Origin of the sequence: Dyadobacter koreensis (assembly GCF_900108855.1) — a bacterium.
Lineage (GTDB): Bacteria > Bacteroidota > Bacteroidia > Cytophagales > Spirosomataceae > Dyadobacter > Dyadobacter koreensis.
Genome location: NZ_FNXY01000006.1, coordinates 538,191 through 554,403 on the forward strand (window position 1 = coordinate 538,191; position 16,213 = coordinate 554,403).

The 16,213-nt window shown below is 41.0% G+C and carries 16 protein-coding genes; 7 read left to right on the forward strand and 9 right to left on the reverse strand.

The genetic code is table 11. The features are described from left to right. The first annotated feature begins 65 nt into the window (after window positions 1-65). Together BMY70_RS20975 and BMY70_RS20980 are read left to right on the forward strand one after the other, a co-directional pair. Window positions 66-2,252, forward strand: coding sequence for a glutamine synthetase III family protein (locus tag BMY70_RS20975; RefSeq protein ID WP_090338230.1), 2,187 nt, complete (start codon window positions 66-68; stop codon window positions 2,250-2,252). A 42-nt stretch (window positions 2,253-2,294) separates the two neighbouring features. Continuing rightward, window positions 2,295-2,843, forward strand: a complete 549-nt coding sequence (locus BMY70_RS20980) for a hypothetical protein (protein ID WP_090338231.1) — start codon at window positions 2,295-2,297, stop codon at window positions 2,841-2,843. Window positions 2,844-2,916: 73 nt separating this feature from the next. Here the strand turns inward: BMY70_RS20980 and BMY70_RS20985 are convergent, their stop codons facing one another. Continuing rightward, window positions 2,917-3,927 carry a glutamine synthetase beta-grasp domain-containing protein gene (locus BMY70_RS20985; protein ID WP_090338232.1) on the reverse strand — a complete coding sequence of 337 codons (1,011 nt, stop codon included), beginning with the start codon at window positions 3,925-3,927 and terminating at the stop codon, window positions 2,917-2,919. Between the two features lie 396 nt (window positions 3,928-4,323). Here BMY70_RS20985 and BMY70_RS20990 point away from each other — a divergent pair, with 396 nt between their 5' ends. The 3 genes from BMY70_RS20990 (at window position 4,324) to BMY70_RS21000 (ending at window position 6,620) form a co-directional block, all read left to right on the forward strand. Then, entirely contained in the window at window positions 4,324-5,031 is a 708-nt protein-coding gene (locus BMY70_RS20990) for an RsmE family RNA methyltransferase (protein ID WP_090338233.1), read from the forward strand. A gap of 62 nt (window positions 5,032-5,093) precedes the next feature. Continuing rightward, the gene (locus BMY70_RS20995; RefSeq protein WP_177197097.1) at window positions 5,094-5,732 is read left to right on the forward strand and encodes a DUF4159 domain-containing protein; all 639 of its coding nucleotides are present in this window, start codon (window positions 5,094-5,096) and stop codon (window positions 5,730-5,732) included. Window positions 5,733-5,873: 141 nt separating this feature from the next. Continuing rightward, entirely contained in the window at window positions 5,874-6,620 is a 747-nt protein-coding gene (locus tag BMY70_RS21000) for an acyl-CoA desaturase (RefSeq protein ID WP_090338235.1), read from the forward strand. 298 nt (window positions 6,621-6,918) lie between these two features. Here BMY70_RS21000 and BMY70_RS21005 read toward each other — a convergent pair whose 3' ends face one another. From BMY70_RS21005 to BMY70_RS21025, 5 genes are all read right to left on the reverse strand, one after another. After that, window positions 6,919-8,292, reverse strand: a complete 1,374-nt coding sequence (locus BMY70_RS21005; protein WP_090338236.1) for a sensor histidine kinase — start codon at window positions 8,290-8,292, stop codon at window positions 6,919-6,921. A gap of 2 nt (window positions 8,293-8,294) precedes the next feature. Beyond that, window positions 8,295-8,972, reverse strand: a complete 678-nt coding sequence (locus BMY70_RS21010) for a response regulator (protein ID WP_090338237.1) — start codon at window positions 8,970-8,972, stop codon at window positions 8,295-8,297. Then, window positions 8,969-9,502, reverse strand: coding sequence for a 5' nucleotidase, NT5C type (locus BMY70_RS21015; RefSeq protein ID WP_090338238.1), 534 nt, complete (start codon window positions 9,500-9,502; stop codon window positions 8,969-8,971). The genes BMY70_RS21010 and BMY70_RS21015 overlap by 4 nt, the downstream gene beginning before the upstream one ends. Then, window positions 9,502-10,800 carry a dihydrolipoamide acetyltransferase family protein gene (locus tag BMY70_RS21020; RefSeq protein WP_090338239.1) on the reverse strand — a complete coding sequence of 433 codons (1,299 nt, stop codon included), beginning with the start codon at window positions 10,798-10,800 and terminating at the stop codon, window positions 9,502-9,504. The genes BMY70_RS21015 and BMY70_RS21020 overlap by 1 nt, the downstream gene beginning before the upstream one ends. A gap of 72 nt (window positions 10,801-10,872) precedes the next feature. Beyond that, entirely contained in the window at window positions 10,873-12,141 is a 1,269-nt protein-coding gene (locus BMY70_RS21025) for a competence/damage-inducible protein A (RefSeq protein WP_090338240.1), read from the reverse strand. Between the two features lie 107 nt (window positions 12,142-12,248). Between BMY70_RS21025 and BMY70_RS21030 the strand changes: the two genes are divergently transcribed. Both BMY70_RS21030 and gldC read left to right on the forward strand, forming a co-directional pair. After that, on the forward strand, window positions 12,249-12,980 hold the full coding sequence (locus BMY70_RS21030; RefSeq protein WP_090338241.1) for a DUF4197 domain-containing protein: 732 nt from the start codon (window positions 12,249-12,251) through the stop codon (window positions 12,978-12,980). Between the two features lie 63 nt (window positions 12,981-13,043). Beyond that, window positions 13,044-13,385 (forward strand): gliding motility protein GldC, encoded by a 342-nt coding sequence (gene gldC, locus BMY70_RS21035; protein WP_090338242.1) that lies wholly within the window; start codon window positions 13,044-13,046, stop codon window positions 13,383-13,385. 74 nt (window positions 13,386-13,459) lie between these two features. On the opposite strand, the gene BMY70_RS21040 is transcribed toward gldC, so the two are convergent. Genes BMY70_RS21040 through ispG form a run of 3 tightly spaced genes read right to left on the reverse strand, consistent with a single transcriptional unit; the run spans window position 13,460 to window position 16,039 of the window. Next, a complete protein-coding gene (locus BMY70_RS21040; protein ID WP_090338243.1) occupies window positions 13,460-13,819 on the reverse strand; it encodes an MmcQ/YjbR family DNA-binding protein in 360 nt (119 codons plus the stop codon). Further along, the gene (locus BMY70_RS21045; RefSeq protein ID WP_090338244.1) at window positions 13,816-13,995 is read right to left on the reverse strand and encodes a DUF6728 family protein; all 180 of its coding nucleotides are present in this window, start codon (window positions 13,993-13,995) and stop codon (window positions 13,816-13,818) included. The genes BMY70_RS21040 and BMY70_RS21045 overlap by 4 nt, the downstream gene beginning before the upstream one ends. 28 nt (window positions 13,996-14,023) lie before the next feature. After that, a complete protein-coding gene (gene ispG, locus BMY70_RS21050) occupies window positions 14,024-16,039 on the reverse strand; it encodes a (E)-4-hydroxy-3-methylbut-2-enyl-diphosphate synthase (RefSeq protein ID WP_090338245.1) in 2,016 nt (671 codons plus the stop codon). Between the last annotated feature and the right edge of the window lie 174 nt (window positions 16,040-16,213).

Genomic DNA, 16,213 nt, shown 5'->3' on the forward strand with positions numbered 1-16,213 from the left:
GTTTTGGTACTTAGTGTGCCGAATTAAATAATTTTGGCAAGAAATACTATAAAATCAATATCCTTATGACATTTCGTTCCAAAGCTTTTGAGATCGCATTAAACCGTATAGCCCCGGTATTGACTCCGCCACATGAAAAAGTAGCGGACCTGTACGGAAGTAACACGTTTAGTGACGATGTAATGAGAACACTACTTTCTCCGGAAGCTTATGTTAAAATTTCAAATGCAATCCGTTCTGGTTCTACTATTGACAGAGAAGTTGCAGAAGAAGTTTCCGCAGCGATGAAATCTTGGGCAATTTCCAAAGGCGCGACACATTATACGCATTGGTTTCAGCCACTTACAGGGAGTACGGCCGAAAAACACGATTCGTTTTTTGACCTCACAATCGATGGGAAAGCGGTCGAAAAATTTAAGGGAAGTGCGTTGGTGCAGCAGGAGCCAGATGCTTCCTCGTTTCCAAGCGGAGGCTTACGGGCAACTTTTGAAGCAAGGGGTTATACTGGCTGGGATCCAAGTTCACCGGCTTTTTTGATGGATAACGGGGCGGGAGGGAAGACACTTTGTATTCCTTCCGTGTTTATATCCTATACAGGTGAGGCGCTCGACTACAAAGCACCGTTGCTTCGCTCACTGGTAATGCTCGATAAAGCGGCAACTTCCGTCTGTCAGTTTTTTAACCGTGATGTTGATAAGGTAACACCGACACTGGGTATTGAACAGGAATATTTTTTAGTCGACAAAGCTTTATACTATGCCCGGCCTGATTTGTTGATGACAGGCCGTACAGTTTTCGGTCATAGTCCGGCCCGTGGGCAGCAGTTGGATGACCATTATTTTGGATCCATATCTCCACGTGTAAATGCGTTCATGGTGGATTTTGAGTTTGAAGCATTGAAACTTGGCATTCCCGTTCGCACCCGGCATAATGAGGTGGCTCCGGGACAGTTCGAATGTGCGCCAACTTTTGAGGAAGTAAACCTGGCGATCGATCATAATGCTCTGCTGATGGATTTGATGCAGAAAATTGGTGAAAAACATAATTTCCAAGTCTTGTTCCATGAAAAACCTTTTGCTGGAATTAATGGCAGCGGAAAGCATAACAACTGGTCTTTGTCAACAGACACAGGAATTAATTTGCTGGCACCAACAACGAAGCCAAAAGAAAATCTTCGTTTCCTGACGTTTTTGCTGAATGTGGTAAAGGCCGTTCATGATCACGCTGATTTGTTACGTGCTTCTATTTCATCTGCCGGAAACGAGCACCGTCTGGGTGCAAATGAGGCCCCGCCTTCGATTGTTTCTGTATTTTTAGGCGGAGAGCTTACGAGCATGCTGGAAGAACTGGTAAATAAGGGCGAAATTACACTGGAAAAAGGAGAGAATTTCTACTATAAATTAGGCATAACGCGTATACCGAATCTGCAGCGGGATAACACAGACCGGAATAGAACTTCACCTTTTTGTTTTACGGGTAACAAATTCGAATATCGTGCTGTTGGAAGTGCCTTGAACAGTGCCTCTCCAATGATCGTTCTGAATACAATTGTGGCTAACCAGCTGGCGGAATTCAAGCGTGAAATGGACGAAAGGCTAAGTTCAGGAGAAGAAAAGAAGGTTGCGACAGTAGCGATTTTGAAAAGATATTTTACAGAATCGAAAAAAATACTGTTTGAAGGAAACGGATATTCCGAAGAATGGGTTGAAGAGGCTAAAAGAAGAGGATTAAGTAATATCAGTGCGACGTATGATGCATTGTATGCTTACGTGACGGAAAGCACAATCAGAGCCTTTGAGAAAACAGGTGTATTGACTTCCAGAGAGTTGCATGCACGATATGAGATTGAGCTTGAAAATTATGTAAAAAAATTGCAGATCGAATCGCGTGTAATAAGTGACCTGGCACTGAACCACGTCGTCTCTACGGTTGTGAAGTATCAGTTTAAACTGGCGCAAACGGCCCGGGCATTGACAGATCTCGAAATGTTGGAAGAGGCGGAGCCGATTAAAGAGATTATAAAAGACATTTCATCGCACGTGGTGGTCATTAAAAAACTGGTGCATGAAATGACTGAAAAAAGAAAAGTTGCCAATAATCTGGAGGATCTTCTGGAACGTGCGCGAATGTATGGTTCTGAGGTGAAAGGATTTTTTGAAGAGATCCGTTATCATGTAGATAAACTTGAATTATTAATTGACGACGAAGACTGGCCTTTGGCAAAATACCGCGAAATGTTATTTTTAGAATAATTTTTACCCATTGCTTAAAAGAACAATAATCAAATTAAAACTATGAATCCGGGATTCGATCCAGAAGAAATTGCACAGCTTAAACGGGAATGTAAAGCTGAACGATTGAACTTTGTGTATGTGACAGACGAGTTCGAAGACGAAGAAGAAAATAATGAACATGCCCACGTTCAATTTGTCGGTTATTATAAGGACAAGGAAGTGGTTTATGACGCATTGATCTACACTCTGAGATTGCATCATTCGACCTTGGTATACGACGCAGCACTGGAAAGATTGAAAGTCCAGATGCCCGACTACGTTTCTCCGGACGAAAGAGGTGAAACTGATCCGGTTGACTTTGAGCAAGATGAAGAAGCCGAAATTCTTCTAACAGAATTTATCGAGGAAATTGAAGAAAATGAAGAGATAACCGTACGCGAGCACGTTGAGGTTGATGATAAATTTGACTATGGTATTGGTCTTGAAGTTGGCCTGAATAAAACCGAAATCAATGAAAAAATCATCAACGATTTTATCATTCGTTTCAATTCAGGACGTTTGCAGCTTGATACGAATGTATATTCGTTCACGACGGAAGACGAAGAATAATTTTTTTCAGAAATTACTGATAACAAAAAAACCACCATTAGGTGGTTTTTTTGTTATCAGTAATATGTATCTCTTAAAGAGCTCCTTTTACAGTTTTGATAATACGTGCTGCTACTTTGTAAGGATCAGCCGCTGAATTTGGACGACGATCTTCAAGGTATCCGCTCCATCCTTTTTGAGGAACAAGAACAGGGATACGGATAGAAGCACCACGGTCAGAAACTCCGTAGCTGAAATCATGAATACTTGCAGTTTCATGTTTTCCTGTCAAACGAAGATGGTTGTCTGCACCGTAAACTTCGATGTGTTCTTTAACAACAGGACGGAAAGATTCGCAAACTTTGTCGAATACTTCTTTGCTGCCGGCAGTTCTCAAAGCAGTGTTTGAGAAGTTTGCATGCATACCGCTACCGTTCCAGTCAAGGTCGCCAAGAGGCTTGCAATGCCAGTTGATAGAAACGCCATATTTCTCACCGATACGTTCCAAAAGGTAACGTCCCAACCAGATTTGGTCACCAGCTTCTTTTGCGCCTTTTGCAAAAATCTGGAATTCCCACTGACCTGCAGCAACTTCCGCGTTGATACCTTCAACGTTAAGACCTGCATCAAGACAAGCATCCAGGTGTTCTTCGATAATTTCACGCCCGTATGCATTTTGTGCACCTACCGAACAGTAGTAAGGGCCTTGTGGTGCCGGGTAACCATTTGCCGGGAATCCAAGAGGTTTGTTTGTTTCAATATCCCAAAGGAAATACTCTTGTTCAAAACCGAACCAAAAATCATTGTCATCATCTTCGATAGTAGCTCTGCCGTTTGTAACGTGAGGTGTTCCGTCAGCGTTCAAAACCTCGCACATTACCAGGTATGCATCTTTACGTTGCGGATCCGGAATAATGTAAACAGGCTTTAAAAGACAGTCAGAAGAACCGCCAAGTGCTTGCTCAGTAGATGAACCATCAAATGACCAGTTGCTGCAATCTTCCAGTTTACCACTAAAGTCGCTTTCGATTTTTGTTTTGCTGCGTAAACCTTGGGTTGGCTTGTGGCCATCCAGCCAAATGTATTCCAGCTTAGATTTTGACATAATAATACTAGATAAAGTGGTGACGAATTGATATTACGACACAATATTAATGCTAAATTGTATTTCTAAAAAATAAAATCTAGGAAAATTTACTCGAATACCGAATATAATTGTGTTTATGGTAGTATTGTCAGTAATTAATGTATTATTTTAATAAAATCGGCCAGGATTTAAAAATAAACCTTTCAAAAGGCAATTTTATCCTTTGCGCAAAATCGGGCTTTTATATTCACGGTATTAATTAAAAAAATTGAAAAAATACAAAAAACAGGATTTGATCGAGGCCTTTGTAAATCTTGGTATTGTCACTTTTTGTATTGGACTGAATATATAATAAATTCCTACTTTTGGGAAGTAATCAGGAGAGCAACCATACCTGGAATTTAAATTATCTTTATGCATTTGTTTTATCAGCCCGATACCCGGATTTTTGAATTAGACGAAGAAGAGTCGCGCCACTGCACAAAAGTGTTACGGCTTTCAACAGGTGATATTATTCACGTGACAAACGGAAAGGGCCTTTTACAAAAATGTCGTCTTAATATAGGAAGGAAAAATGTTACCTATGAAGCGGTTGAGTCCATCACCATCCCGAAGCGGTCCTATTCGATAAGTATTGCGGTCGCACCGACCAGGAAAGCGGAAAGAAATGAGTGGATGGTAGAGAAAATGACCGAAATGGGTGTCGAACGAATCGATTTTATAGTCACCGAGCACACGCATAAAGAGACTGTTTCCCGCGTTGTTAATCTTGCAAGATTGAAAAGAATCGCAGCCTCTGCAATGAAACAATCACAGCAGTATTATATGCCGGAAATTTCGTTAATTACAGATTATAATTCTTTTATAAACGAAACGGACGCAACAACCCGGTTAATTGCATACGTTCCCGATAATCATCTGACGGAACATGTTGTAAAAAAGGTTGTTAAAGATTCGGGTACCATTTTGCTGATCGGCCCCGAAGGAGATTTTACTCCCGAAGAAGTAAAATTGGCGATGGAAAACGGCTTTGAAGCGGTTTCCTTGGGAGCTACCCGACTGAGAACGGAGACTGCTGCTGTGGCGGGCTGCCATTCGATTAATGTGGCACAACTATTATAAAGTTTGTTAAAAAATATTCATCAGCTATGGCGCGCGGCATTTTCAGGATTACGTATTGTATAATGTTTTTTTTGCTGGCTTCTATTACAGCAGGCCGGGCTCAGTCTTCTTTAAAAATTGCCAAGCTTAAATATGGCGGGGGCGGAGATTGGTATGCAAACAAAACCTCATTGCCAAATTTGATCAGTTTCTGCAATTCAGAGCTGAAAATGAATATAAATCCTGCTGAAGATGTTGTGGAAGTCGGCAGTCCTGATCTCTTTACGTACCCGTTTGTGCATATGACCGGGCACGGAAACGTTGTCTTTACAGACGCAGAAGCAAGAAATTTACGAAACTATTTACTGGCTGGCGGTTTTCTCCATATCGATGACAATTACGGCCTGGATCCTTACATCCGCAGGGAAATGAAAAAGGTTTTCCCCGAATTATCCTTTGTGGAGCTGCCTTTTGATCACCAGATTTATCATCTCAAATATAATTTTACCAATGGGCTTCCCAAAGTTCATGAGCATGATGGAAAGCAGCCGCAAGGTTTTGGTTTAATTTATCAGGGGAGACTTTTATGCTTTTACTCTTTTGAAACAGACTTGGGTAACGGCTGGGAAGATCAAAGTGTGTACAAGGATCCGGAAGAACTAAGGAGGAAAGCCTTGCAAATGGGAGTTAACCTTATGGCTTACGCTTTTACAATTTTGTAATTTTCCAAGTCAAGTATGGTACTTTAAGTGTTTTCTAGAATGAATATAAATAAGTAGCTAAATTAACCGGTAACAATGATGGGATTTCGACTTCTTACACTTAAATTTGTGATTATCGATTTTTAACCATCATACCTTTTCATGTATATAGTTCTTGCCGTCTTTGTTGTACATTGGTATTTGTCTCTATTCTGCCAAACATTCTTTTTGCACCGTTACTCTGCTCATAAAATGTTTATCATGAGCAAGCCATGGGAGCGGTTTTTTTACCTTTTGACCTATTTATCACAAGGTTCTTCGTATTTAAGTCCTCGTGCTTATGCGATCTTACATCGTATGCATCATGCTTTCAGTGATACTGAAAAAGATCCACACTCGCCGCACCATACAAAAAATGTGTTTACGATGATGTGGGAAACCAAAGATATCTATAATGCTGTCTTAAACAGAAAAAGAGCAATTGAGTCCCAGTTCGAACGTAATTATCCAGAATGGAGACTAATTGAGAAATTGGGTGATTCTTGGGTTTCGAGAGCCGGATGGGCAATTCTTTATTCTGCTTTTTATATTCTTGCGTACCTTTACCTGGATATGCACTGGGCATTTTTCTTCTTGTTGCCAATTCATTTTTTAATGGGACCGATACATGGAGCTATCGTTAACTGGAGTGGTCATAAATATGGCTACCAGAATTTTGATAATGACGATAAATCTAAAAATTCATTAATTTTCGATTTCCTGATGATGGGAGAGTTGTTTCAGAATAATCACCACAAACGTCCAAACAGCATTAATTTTGGATCAAAATGGTTTGAAGTCGACCCGACTTATCCGGTAATCAAAATGCTTAATAAGCTGAAAATTATAGAGATTAGAAAAAAGATCTAAATACAGATAATTTTATATGGAAAAGCAGTGGACAAAAATGTTCACTGCTTTTTTGATTGCACTGCTGGTCAAAAGCTTTTTCGACATTTCCTTATTATAATTCACAGGGAAATCTATTTGTCAATCGCCTTAAAAAAACTTTGGCAGGTGTGAGAGACACCTGCCAAGTTTGCTTATTAACACCACAAAAAATGAAATCTAATTTTACGCGTTCGATTATATTGTCTGACGCTTAAAAGAACACTACAAATAAAGAAAGTAATACTTAAGATGGGCTTAACAATAAATTAGAATTTGCTTAGAAGCGTAAAAAATTCAGTATGAAGGTAGTTCCCTTTGGCTGATTCGTTTGAATTGACACATTCCCGTTGTGCAGTTTCACAATTCTTTCAACCAGCGACAGCCCGATTCCATAGCCTTTTACATTTGCTGTATTGTCGCCCCGATAAAATGGTTGGAAAATCAAGCTTTGATCCTGGGCGGGAATACCTTTGCCGCTGTCTGCAAATTGTAGAACTAGCTTTTTTGCGGAAGCCCTCAATGTAACTTTTACAGTCTGGTTTTCGGAAAATTTACAGGCGTTGTCCATCAGGTTCAAAAATGCTGTTTTAAGCAATGTCGAGTTTCCTGCAATTTCAAGCCAAGTATCGTCTTCCGGAAGTTCTTCCAGATCAACCTGAATGTTATATGCTGCGTTTGCCTGGCTCAGGCTTTGACGGCAGTCCCATAGCAGATCATCAATCCGGACAATTTCGGTCAACAGGTCGCGCTGATCTTCGCTGACTTTCGCGAGTTCCAGCAGGGTATTAGAAAGTTGAGCAAGTTCCTGAATATCTTCTAAAACAGATTGGATCGTCACCTTATAATCTTCCGGACTCCGTTCTTTAAGCATACTGACTTCTAATTGTGACCTAATCTTGGTCAATGGATTTTTGAGCTCGTGAGATACATTAGCCACAAAAATTTTCTGCATTTTAAAGGCTGTTTCGATTCGGTCCAGCAACTTATTGAAAGTCGTCGAAAGGCGGCCTATTTCATCTTTCTGATTCGGTATATCCAGGCGCGTGTCCAATTTCTGAGGCAGGATACCTTCTACCGCATTCATTACTTTTGAAATGGGGCGAAGGGCACGTTTTGCGAAGACCCATCCGGCGAGCCCGACGATGATGACAACAATGAAAAAGATGACCGTAAGCAGCGTTTTTAAGTTTGCAAGGTTAGCTTGTCCATACAGATCCTGGGCACCAAGCATAACGACTGCGCGTGTAAACGGATATTTGTAATAAAGTCCGACAACCTTATAATCTCCATCGGTGTAACGGATCTGGCCAGACTTTCTAATCTGATCGAGCCAATAGTTAGATACGTGAATTGATTTGGTTTTCGCCGTAGTGTTGGTATAGATAAGCCTGTTTTGCTCATCAAAAATAAAAATGTTCTCGTTGTATATGAGGTCCCTGTTTGATCCTTCAAAGGCCCTGAGAACATCTGTGTTCACCTGCGGTACAGTTGATAACAATTCCGTTGTCGACCGGGCTTTTGATCGAAGCCGGTCGTAGAAATCTTCCGTTACGTTATAATACGTGAAGAAATAAATTGCAAAAAACGTCACCGCGAGGATACCGCTTACCAGCAAAAGAAATTGGAAAGTAAGTCGGGTGCGGATCTGCATAACTACTCGATTTTTAAAACATAACCCATTCCAAACTGCGTGTGAATGAGCTTGACAGGATAATCTTTATCGATTTTTTTACGTAAATAATTTACGTAAACTTCGATAACATTTGTTCCCGTGTCAAAACCAATATCCCAAACCTGTTCTGCGATTTCGACTTTAGAGATAACTCTTCCCTGATTTCTTATAAGGTATACCAGCAGATTAAATTCTCTCGCAGTAAGATTAATCTTGTTGCCTGACCGATGGACCGTTTTGGCATCCATAGAAACTTCCAAATCAGCAAAACGAAGAATTTGTGCAGTCTGCGAAATTGTTGAACCGCGTTTTGTCAGTGCTCTTACGCGTGCCAGTAATTCTTTGAATTCAAACGGTTTAACCAGGTAGTCGTCTGCGCCGGCATCGAGTCCTGTAACCTTGTCATCTGTCGAGCCGAGAGCAGTTAACATAAGTATAGGTGTCTCGTCTCCCCAGTTTCTGATTTCACGACATAATTCGATTCCATTGATACCAGGAATAATAATATCACTGATAATCAACTGATAACCTCCTTTTTTTGCCAGCTGTTTTCCAATCAGACCGTCATAGGCGATATCAACTTCGTAACCATTTTCTTCCAAACCCTGTTTCAGGGATTGCACTGTTTTAGGTTCGTCTTCTATTAGTAGTAATTTCATTTATTCGGTAAGAATAATTCAGCAACTTCTTTCCAATTCGCTACTCTTCTATGTGACCTATCGCGGAGATTATGCGCTGCTGAGAATAAAATTCCTTCCCCTTTAAAAGCATCCAGATTCCGAACCTGGTCATCGATCAGGTAGTCTGAGTGGATTATGCTTTTGTGACCGCAAAAAACAATATTGGACCAGGGGATGAAATCGAAATGTTTTTTTAACCAGTCAAATTTATCTTTAAATGAATTAGGAAATTCCATAGCTGCCGTGGCAACGTAGATTTCATAATAATGCGATAGTTTATATATGGTTTCTCTGGCATCCTGCTTAACTTCAATATCAGCAAAGAAACCAGGCTCGTCCATGATTTTCCTCAGCCTTGCCAGTTGTTTTGGATGAAGCAGTTCCCGGATCGGTGTTGCCTCAAAATCTTTTTCAAATAAAGTTGTTTTAAAATCTTTCAGGATAATGCCGACCAGCTTTTTATGTGTGTCGGCCATGACATCGTCCATATCAAGTGTTAGTCTCAGCATTACAATAGCGTTCTGTGAGCATCATAATTTTCAAGGTAATCAGATACTCTTTTCAAAAACATTCCACCCAGTGAACCGTCTACAACGCGGTGGTCATAAGAGTGGGAAATATACATAAGGCTTCGTATTCCCAACAAATCGCCTTGTGGAGTTTCAATTACAGCAGGTTTTTTCTTGATAGCACCAAAGGCCATGATGGCGACCTGCGGCTGAACAATGATAGGGGTTCCCATCAGGTTTCCGAAAGCGCCGATGTTGGAAACGGTGTATGTCCCACCGGCAAGATCATCTGCTTTCAATTTGTTTTCTCGCGCCCTTTTCGCGAGCTCATTAACTTTTCGCGCAAGTCCTGCCAGGTCATACTGGTCGGCGTGATGAATAACCGGAACAATTAAATTTCCGTCAGGCAAGGCGACGGCCATTCCAATGTTAATATCTTTTTTCTTGATAATGTTATCGCCTTCAACTGAAATATTAATCATCGGATAATCTTTAATCGCCTTCACAACCGCCTCGATCAGGATAGGCGTGAACGTGATACTGTCACCTGATTTTTTTCTGAAATCATTTTTTACCGCTTCCCGCCATTTTACGACCGTAGTCATATCAGACTCGATAAAAGAAGTTACGTGGGCAGAAATACGTTTTGATTCAACCATTCGGGATGAAATCATTTTACGCATGCGATCCATTTCGATAATTTCAGTAGCCCCGTTGATCGAAGCCGCTTTTTTAGGAGCAACATCTTTCCTCGTTCCGCGATCGCTCAAATAAGCAATAATATCGTTCTTTGTAACGCGATTTTCAACGCCTGTTCCTTGGATACTGGATAGTTCCTGCGCACTTAGTTTTTCTTCACGTGCAATACTTAAAACCAATGGAGAATAAAATGTATTCGAGTCTGCGTCATTTTTTAAAGCTGATGGAGAACTTCCCGTTTCATTTGTCCGGTGAACTGCTTTATGCAGATCATTTTCAAGAAAAGCGACCGCATCAAACTCTGGCGCTTCTTTATCCAAAACAGGCTCAGAGCTTCCTTCTTCCTGGTCAACATCGTCTTCAACCTGAAAATTAGCAACAGGACTACCGATTGCAACTACGTCACCTTCCTTGACCAGCCACTCGGTTAATACGCCTGAATATGGGGAGGGAACTTCGGTATCCACTTTATCAGTAGCTACTTCCAGAACGGAATCGTCGGCCGTTATAGCGTCGCCAGCTTGTTTAAGGCGCGTCAGAACGGTGCATTCCATGATACTCTCACCCATCGGGGGCATTAACATTTCAACTATTTTCATATTTTTCTATATTTCATCCCAAACTTCCGGCCCCTCGATACGAATACTATATCTACAAATAAAATTAAAATATCAGATTTTTTCAGCTGCCGTTTTCAATATCGTTTTTCTCAACAGATTTAAAACGTAGGAAGAAGTCAGCTCAATATTTACTTTTCTTATACTTCTCAAAGTCAATAACTGTGTTACGGTTTCGGTAGGTGTTGCGCAGGCGATCCAGACAGTTCCGACAGGTTTTTCGGGCGTTCCGCCATCTGGTCCGGCGATTCCGGTGGTAGAAATTGCATATGTAGTATTTAAAACTTTACGCGCACCTTCCGCCATTTCCCGTGCCGTCTGTTCACTGACTGCGCCGAAATCTTCAAGAGTTTGTTTTGAAACACCGAGCACATTCATTTTGATCGTGTTGCTGTAACTAACCACCGAACCCTCGAAATATCGCGATGAGCCCGGGATATTGGTCAGCTGGCTCGCTACAAATCCTCCCGTGCAACTTTCCGCAGCACCAATTGTGGCATCCCTCTCTATTAATAACCGTCCGATCACCGATTCAAGTTCATCTGCGTCATAACCAAAAACAAAATCCTGAATTAAAGGCAGCAGTTTATCAACCTGATGTTTTAATTCCGAATCAAGTATTTCCTGATTATTTCCAGTCGCCGTCAGGCGCAATTTAACTTGGCCGAAATGAGGTAAGTAAGCCAGTTTAATATGGGTTGGCAAGGCATTTTCCCAATCCTCAATGGTTTCTGCCAGAAAAGATTCACCGATTCCGATTGTCCGGATAATTTTATGCTGAATAATGTTGGCAACGAAACGGTCTTTAAGTCTGGGCAGAATCGCGTGTTCCATCAGACTTTTCATCTCATATGGAACGCCGGGAAGCGAAACATAAATGACTTTATCTTTTTCAAACCACATTCCTGGTGCCGTTCCCCAAAGGTTTGGAATGTAAGTACAGTTTGTAGGAAGGGCCGCCTGTTGTATATTAAGCTCGGTCATTTCACGGCCTCTCTTCGCAAAGAATTCCGTGACCAATGCCAGCGCATCTTCATTTATTTTTAATTCTGAACCAAAATATTTGCAAAAAGTATGTTTTGTGATGTCATCTTTCGTCGGTCCGAGACCTCCGGTGACAATAATAACGTCCGCTCTTTGGCTTGCTTCTGTCAACGCTGATATGATATCTTCCTGAAGATCTCCAACCGAAGTTTTGCGAACCGGCCGAATGCCAATATTAGTGAGCTCAGCACCAATCCATTGTGTATTTGTATCCGTGATTTGTCCAAAAAGAATTTCATCACCGATGGTAATTATTTCGGCCCTGATAATGGGATTCATAAATGCGAATGAGGTTGAATTGAACCGTTTATTTTTCCAAAAATAAGTAAAATTAATCGTTATTGATTACGTTTGAACCTTAGTATGCATTAAACAGAGTAACTCCTATGAATAGAAAAATAACATTAATAATCTTTTTGATGATTTCATCCAGCTGTGCTTCAATGGCTCAGTTCAATCTTGGAAAGGTATTGGACTCATTTAAAAAACCAGAAGGGAATACTTCATTGTCGGAGGGAGATATTGTTAAAGGACTGAAAGAAGCATTGACTGTCGGAATAAATAACGGCTCTGCGGAGGCTTCTAAAAAGGATGGTTTTTTCAAAAATGAGCTTATCAAAATCGTAGTGCCTCCGGAAGCACAGAAAGTAGCTGAAACATTACGAAAACTGGGTTTGGGAAAACAAGTTGATAAATTTACACTGTCGCTTAACCGTGCTGCTGAGGACGCTGCGAAAAAGTCAAAACCGATTTTCGTGAAGGCAATTACTTCTATGACGATTACAGATGCTGTCAGTATTTTGAAGGGCGAAGATGATGCGGCGACTAAATATCTGCAAAAAACTACTAACCAGGACCTTTATAACACATTTTTTCCGGTTGTCGATAGTACGCTAAATTTGAATAAAGCGACTCAGTATTACGGAGATATGGTAAAGACCTATAATGAGATTCCATTGGTTAAAAAAGTAAATCCGGATTTAAAAGCATACGCGACGCAGAAAACTATTGATGGATTATATCTGCTGATTGCTCAGGAAGAAAAGAAAATCAGGAAAGACCCGGTTGCACGTGTCAGCAGTATTTTAAAAACTGTTTTCGGACAATCAGGAAAGTAACGAACCTGAAATTGTCAGGAATTGTTACTTTGTCTTACTTTTGCGAAAAATATTAATCCTTTTATGAAAAATTCTGAGATACATTTCACCGTTGAACTTGACAATCAAAATATACCTGAAAAAATTCACTGGAACGCGACAGACAATCCAAACGAAGGGATCAATGACACGCGCGCGATTGCGATCGCTGTTTGGGATCACTACCACAGGGGAACTCTAAAAATTGACCTTTGGACAAAAGATATGGAAGTGTTCGAGATGAAACGTTTTTATATCGAGATCATGAGTGGAATTGCAGACACATTGCTTACTGCAACTAACGACAAAGTTATGGCTGACGCAATTGAAGGCGTTTGCGAAACATTAAGCAAGAAATTGGATGAGGAGATGAAGGCTGCTAAATAATTTGGAGCTGAAACTAATGACAACAAAAAATGGCGACCATATTGGCCGCCATTTCTTGTTGTGCCATGCCATTTCTAAGACTGTTCTTGCAAAGCAGCCTTGTCCTTTTTTGGTAAACTATTTACAACCAGATCATAAGAATCTTTCACCCATGAAAACAAAATTTCCGAAGGAATATTTCCGGTAATGTAAACCGTATTCCAGTGTTTTTTATTCATATGGTATCCCGGCAGTACATCAGAAAATTTCTCTCTTAATTCCTCAGCTTTCTCAGGGTCGCACTTCGCATTGAACTGTGGCCTGGCGCCGTCAATAGGAGTCAACAAGAAAACTTTTCCCATCACCTTAAACACCAGTGTATCCGGCCCAAAAGGCAATTCTTCTGTAACCCCGGGCAGTTCAAGGCAAAAGTCACGAAGGGTTTCCAGATTCATCTTGTAAAGGCGCGTACGATCATTACAATTAAACAGAACAAGAACATAATGATTGAAATACGGTTAATGCCGTGCATCATCCTCAGGTTGAACGAACTTGGATCATTAGGATTTGGTTTTTTGAACACCCGGACGAAATAATAAAATACGTCTCCAAGCTGAAAATACTTTTTCATATCAATGGTTTTTAAATATGAGACTCTGTTAAGAAAGATTGTAGGTTTCGTCCTGGCCCGGATCAATCCAGCGACCGTCTTCACGGATCAGTTCGATAAGTTCTTCCACTGCTTTGGCAGCTGTCACTGAGCGCTTTATTACTTCCTGACCTCGGTACAAAGCAATCTTATCCTTGCCCATACCAACATATCCATAATCGGCATCGGCCATTTCGCCCGGACCATTTACGATACAGCCCATGATTCCAATTTTTATTCCTTTCAAATGTTCCGTATGTTTTCGGATCATGGCAGTTGTTTCCTGCAAATCAAATAAAGTACGACCGCAGGACGGGCAGGAGATATATTCTGTCTTAGACATACGGGTTCTGGCCGCCTGTAAAATTCCAAAAGCGATACTATTGTATGACGCTGCCGACTGAAGTTTTTCCTTCTGCGAAACCGGATATTGAAAATCCGGCGAGAGTAATGTCCCGTCACCAAAACCATCAACCAATAATCCGCCGATGTCGGTTGCAGAATATAAGGTCAGGCTATCGCCCAGATCAGTTTCGTAGGTACGCTGGATAATGACCGGTGTTTTTACCTTCATCTCGACCAGACGGTAAAAGAAACGCCTCATTTCCGGCATCGCATGGTGATTTTCCGAATGAATAAGTAGTACAATATTTTTTTCAGAACGGGTTTTTTCAAGAAAATCAATCGAGAAATTATGGATTGTTCCTTTAATAAAATTCAGTTGTGGAGATATCCTGGACTTGTCACTATTTTCCCACTCCTGCACATTGAAGAGAGGAAACTTATTTGACCGGTCGCTATGGTCGAGCCATTGTTCAAAATCGATGATCTCTTTTAGTCCGTTCGGAAGCATAAAAGGGATAGGATCTTTTCCGGAGTAGATAAAATCTGCCCCCTGATCATTCATCGCCCATTTATCAGGAACAGGTAAAAAGAAGTGTCCAATGCTTTTCAAATCCTCATGCTGCTCAACGGAGAGATCAGAATAATCGGCAATAACGCGGGGAACATTCAGTCCGCCAATATTGTAAACTTCTTGCGTTTCTCTTCTGGTATACTGAAAAGGATTAATCGGGCAGATTTCAACCGGATCGATCGGAGCGTGCGGGCTGCGATGTTCGTAGCGTTCAACGAGTGCTCTTGCAACAGGCGCTTCTTTTTCAGGCGCTTCCGTCAACGAAACACGGACAGTATCACCCAGCCCGTCTTCCAAAAGTGTTCCAATTCCGACGGCAGACTTGATTCTTCCATCTTCGGCTTCTCCTGCCTCAGTTACACCAAGATGCAACGGATAAGGTTTTAACCCTTCTTCGTCCAGTCTTTGAACAAGTAAACGATAGGCTTCTACCATCACTTGTGTATTGCTGGATTTCATCGAAAGGGCAATGTTGTAATAATTGAACTCCTCGCAAATTCGTAAAAATTCAAGAGCTGATTCAACCATTCCGAGCGGAGTATCGCCATAACGGCTCAAAATACGATCGGATAAGGATCCGTGATTTGTTCCGATTCGCATGGCTGTGCCATACTCCTTACAAATCTTGATTAGCGGAATAAACTTTTCGCGAATACGTTCAAGTTCTGCTGCGTACGAAGCGTCGGTATAATCAATCACCTCAAAACGCTTTCTATCGGCATAGTTTCCCGGATTGATACGCACTTTTTCAACGATACGAGCTGCTAGTTCAGCCGCATTCGGAGTAAAATGTATATCGGCGATCAAGGGAACAAAAATTCCTTTTTTATGCAGACCGTTACGAATATTCTCTAAATTTTGAGCTTCTTTAACACTAGGCGCTGTAATTCGGACATACTCACAACCTGAATCGACCATACGAACCACCTCATCAATAGAACCCTGTGTATCCATCGTGTCAACGGTCGTCATAGACTGAATCCGGATTGGATAGTCTGATCCCATGGGAATGTCGCCAATCTTTATAGTGATCGTTTCCCGGCGTTTGTATTCCGTCAGGGATGGGCAATATATATTCAATTTATTTTCTGGCGCTGTCAGGATGGACATTTTAATCTGTTGTTTTTCTCCGGCAATTTTTGACTTGCCAAAATAATTAGTCTCTCATTCTTCGATTCAGAATTTTCTGAAATCAAAGTACAAATTACACAAATCTAAAACACAAATGGAATTACAATCGTGCATTTAAGTTAAAATCTGAAAGATTCTTTATAAACGAAACCG